The sequence below is a fragment of the Hydrogenophaga sp. genome (assembly GCF_022844385.1).
Lineage (GTDB): Bacteria > Pseudomonadota > Gammaproteobacteria > Burkholderiales > Burkholderiaceae_C > Hydrogenophaga.
In genome coordinates this window covers 1-4560 of the sequence record NZ_JALHLX010000198.1, presented here as the reverse complement: position 1 = coordinate 4560, position 4560 = coordinate 1, and the positions used below count along the sequence as shown (strand labels likewise).

4 protein-coding genes are annotated in these 4560 nt (G+C 63.1%); all 4 read right to left on the bottom strand.

The annotated features are described in order from the left end of the window. Positions 1-139: 139 nt before the first annotated feature. Entirely contained in the window at positions 140-1447 is a 1308-nt protein-coding gene (locus tag Q0C59_RS18860; protein ID WP_291218465.1) for a ferredoxin reductase family protein, read from the bottom strand. A 332-nt stretch (positions 1448-1779) separates the two neighbouring features. Further along, on the bottom strand, positions 1780-2589 hold the full coding sequence (locus Q0C59_RS18855; RefSeq protein WP_370654234.1) for a slipin family protein: 810 nt from the start codon (positions 2587-2589) through the stop codon (positions 1780-1782). Then, positions 2589-4115 (bottom strand): nodulation protein NfeD, encoded by a 1527-nt coding sequence (locus Q0C59_RS18850; protein WP_291218460.1) that lies wholly within the window; start codon positions 4113-4115, stop codon positions 2589-2591. The genes Q0C59_RS18855 and Q0C59_RS18850 overlap by 1 nt, the downstream gene beginning before the upstream one ends. A gap of 51 nt (positions 4116-4166) precedes the next feature. Further along, positions 4167-4560 (bottom strand): phasin family protein (locus Q0C59_RS18845; protein WP_291218458.1); only part of this gene is annotated, 394 nt, incomplete at its 5' end.

Below are 4560 nucleotides of genomic sequence, written 5' to 3'. Positions count from 1 at the left end.
CAGAGAAAGTCGTCAATGGATGGGAAACCAATCCAGCGCTCGACAGACTACCTCGAAGTCCTGCGGAAGGTGGCTGCTCTTCTTGTCGAGCGTCCAGAATCGGGGGTGGTGGCCCATCTGAACTTTCCCGTCCAGTGGCTCAAGTCCAGGCAGTGACCAGAACGCTCAGGAGCAACAGCACCGCAGAGAGTGCGAGCCAACCACGGCGGATGGCCCGGGCCTTTGGGGAACGTCCGCTGAAGTCGTACTGAAAGTGCTCGGACTGCACGCGGTTCATGGGCACGCCCCGCGCCAGCAAGCTGGTCTCAACCCCATCCATCATGCGGCTGGGACCGCAAATCATGAAGTGCGCCCTGTTTGACACCTTCGCCACGGCTTCGCAGGCGAGCGCCTGCGCAAAGCCCTTGGAATCGAGGCGCCCCACCATGCCTGCCCAACCCTCATGAGGCTTTTCGACCATCAGAATCTGCGCGAAATCGTCAAGCCTCTCGCTGCCACTCAGGGCCTCGACTGCCACCATCTGCGTGACGTCGCGTTCCGCGTAAATCAAACGGATGGGGCGCGTCTCGCCTTGCTGCGCACAGGCCGCCAGCAAACCCAGGAACGGGGCGATACCGATGCCCCCGGCGATCATGACGACCGCCTGCGCCTCGGCGGGAATCTGGAAGTCGCCATACGGCCCGTCCACATAGGCCAGCGCCCCGGCTCGCCAGGTGGGAATGGTTTCCGTGAAGTCGCCCGCCTCCTTGATCACGAAGCGAAGGCTGCCCGATGGGTCGGGGGCAGAGCTGATCGAGAAGGGGTGGTCTTTGTGGGGAGCGATCCCTCCCAGCTTGATCCAGACGAACTGGCCCGGCGCAAACCGCAGGGGCCGCCCCCCTGATGGAGCAAGCGAAACCTCCCATATCTTGCGGGCCAGCGGTGTCACCCGGCTCAGGCGCATCGGCTGCCTGGCTTGCAGGAAGGGGCGCAGGAGGTAGACGTTCATCCACGATGCCAGCGCGAGCAACGCCAGCACCCACCAGAACCCAGTCATCAAGGGCAGTTGCGCATACCGGCCCGACTCCAGCGTGTGGTGCAGACCCAGCCCGAGCACGGCAAGAGCAAGCAATCCGTGCCAAAGACGCCAGCGGTCATAGTTCTGCCCCGAGGCGCGGTGCACGGCATGCAGGACCATGGACAGCAGTATCCCCAAGGCGAGCAGGCCAGTGAACAAACCCCAGGAGCCCCCAGCGATCCGCAAGGCTTGTGCGTATGTAGTGTCCCACGGCAAGTGTCTGCTGCCCCAGAGGCTGTAGAGGAACGGGTGCAGCAGCAGAAAGACCAGCGCAGTGCGTGCAAAAAACTGGTGGGCCTGCATGGCGAGGTCGCTGCCCAGCGCCTGGGACACGGGGCGAAAGCGCCCCAGCAGAAAAAACTCCATCAACACGGCAGCGAAAGCCACCATGGCCAGGCCCGAGGCAAGATCATCCCGAAATGGCCTGGGCTCGAGCAGGTGGCTCGGCACGACGAAACTCAGCACGAGCGGAGACACAAGCACCAGCGAATACAGGAACAAAAATGCCAGCAGTTTTCTCATGGTCTCTGGACCTCGACACATGTCACAGGTTGCGCCTCAAACACCGACCGGCCTCTGAGGGCAGACGTGCTCTGAGAAACTCCGTCGTTTCCCACGACGCTCTTGATCGTCGAGCAACGACAAACGTGCCTGGAAGTGGCGTCGTGCGCGATGGGCAATCGGCGCCAGGAAATTCGCTCTCGGCCTTGCTTTGGTGGAGGTCACGATGCGCTACCGTTCGTTGTGTCGGCCGCAGTTCCACCAGGTGTTGGCATCGATCCCCTGCCCAACAGGGAACCGAGCAGGTCCAGCGGTAGCGGCAACACGACCGTCGAGGCGCGATCCCCGGCCACCTGGGTCATGGTCTGCAGGTAGCGCAACTGCATCGCCTCGGGTTGTTGGGCCAGCATTCGGGCCGCCTCCAGCAACGCTGCTGAGGCCTGTTTTTCGCCTTCGGCGTGGATCACCTTGGCGCGTCGCTCGCGTTCGGCTTCGGCTTGGCGGGCAATGGCTCGCACCATCGACTCATTCAGATCAATGTGCTTGATCTCGACATTGGTGACTTTGATGCCCCAGGCATCTGTCTGCGCGTCGAGAATCTGCTGTACGTCAATATTCAGACGCTCGCGCTCGGCAAGCATCTCGTCGAGTTCGTGCTTGCCCAGCACGACACGCAGCGTCGTCTGAGCGAGTTGGCTGGTCGCCATCAGGTAGTCCTCCACCTGAATGATCGCCTTCTGCGGGTCGACGACGCGAAAGAACACCACGGCGTTGACCTTCACCGACACGTTGTCCCGTGAAATCACGTCTTGTGGCTCGACGTCCATGGTCACCACCCGCAGGTCCACGCGTACCATTTGCTGGATACCCGGGATCACCAGAACAAGTCCGGGGCCTTTGACTTTCCAGAAGCGGCCAAGTTGAAACACGACGCCGCGCTGGTACTCGCGCAGAATGCGCAGCGAGCTTGCCATCAGAAGAATCACCAGCGGCAAGAGCACGCCACCGAGTCCCCAATTGAAGTCGAACATCATGCTGTGTCTCCTGGTGTGGTTGGACCGGTCTCGGTACGCACCTCAAGCGTCAACCCCTGCAGGCCGACCACGCGTACCCGTTGACCTGGCTGCAGAGGATCTGTGCTGGTTGCGCGCCAGCGCTCTCCATGAATCTGGATCCAGGCTCCGCTGCCGGCCCGTTCGAGCACGACCCCTTCTGCGCCTTTCATCTCTTCGCACCCGCTGACGATCGGGCGTCGTCGAGCGCGCAGAGCCATCCCTCCGGCAAAGAGCACCACCGCAACCGAACTGGCCGCCAGGCCGAATATCAGCGTCAGCGGAAGACCCAGGCCAGGGACGTCGCGGTCGAACAGCAGCAGGCCCCCGGCAACAAAGGCCACCACACCGCCGGCACCGAGCACACCGAGCGTCGGCGTCACCACCTCTGCTGCAAGCAGCGCGAGGCCAAGGATGATCAGCGCCAGACCGGCGTAATTGACTGGCAGCAACTGCAGGGCGAACATCGCGAGCAGCAGGCAGATCGCGCCCACGGTGCCAGGCAGTCCGAAGCCCGGCGAGGAGAACTCGAACATGAGGCCGTAGATGCCAATCATCATCAGGATCAGCGCGAAGCTCGGATTCGCGAGCACAGAAAGCAAACGTTGGCGCCAGTCCGGCAGCATGGCTTGTTGAGCAAGTCCCCGTGTGGACAGTGTGATGTCCGCTCCATGGATATGGACTCGGCGGCCGTCGATCTGAGCCAGCAGGTCGTCCACATCCTCGGCGATGACGTCCACCACTTTTTCCCGCAGTGCCTCGGTGGCGGTAAGGCTGACCGCCTCGCGCACGGCGCGTTCGGCCCACTCAGCATTGCGACCGCGCTGCTGGGCCAAGCCGCGGATGAAGGCGGCGGCATCGTGCACCTGCTTGGCAGCCACGACATCAGCCGGCGCCGTTGAAGCAGGCCTCGGACCGGCTTGGTCAGGATCGTCCTTTGAGGATCCAGTTGACCCGCCGCCTTTGTCCTGAACGGGTGGCTTGCGCTCGGCACCGGGAAGGCCGATCGCCACGGGCGTGGCCGCACCCAGCGTCGTCGCTGGTGCCATTGCTGCGATGTGGGACGCATAGAGGATGTAGGTACCGGCGCTGGCGGCGCGCGCGCCTTCCGGGCTCACGAAAACCGCCACCGGCACTCGTGAGGCAAGGATGGCCTGAATGATCTGACGCATCGAAATGTCCAGACCGCCTGGTGTGTCGAGCTGTATCACCACCAGTGGTGCACCCGCATCAGCCGCCTTGGCGATGCCGCGGATCACATAGTCGGCGCTTGCCGGGCCGATCGCGTCCTTCACCTGCAGCACCGTCACCGGCGTGGCACGCGTTTCGAGCGAAGCGAAGCCGATCAGCAAGACCGCAAGCAGGCGCAGCCAGACCTTCGACAGGCAGGCATGGCTCGCCTTGACCCGAGCCTCATGCTGGTGAGCTTCACTGGTGCGCGCGAAGCGCTCGTTGGGGTGGCTCCACGAACTCAACGCGTTCAGGAAGCTGTCGATCCGGGCCATGCGCTTCTGCAAGATGCAGCTCCGGAAGTCGTGCGCCAGGGAGCTGGATCGCTAAGTACGGCTCAAGGCAGTGCCAGGGCCAGTAGCGCGGTCGAAGGCTGACGCGGCTTCCAGCCAGACGTCGTTTTGCATGAATGGGCTGCAGCAGCGCAGTATGTGTGTCTGCATTTCAAGCGTTGCTTCACACAACGCCTTCCCGTAGCGCACAGCACCGTCAACGTCACGCTGCAACAACTCGGCCTGTATGGCCAGCAGATCCCCAGGGCCGCGGACACCACCAAACTTTGCTGCGACTGCCGCGCGGTCCTGTACCGCCCCATGCACGGCGCACTCATGCACCTTGCGCACCTCTTCGAAACTGCGGAAGACTGCGGTCGCGCACTGTGTTGCGGCGCAGAGTTGCTGCAGCTCTGCATCGGCAATCGGGCTTGGCTTCGGATCCACC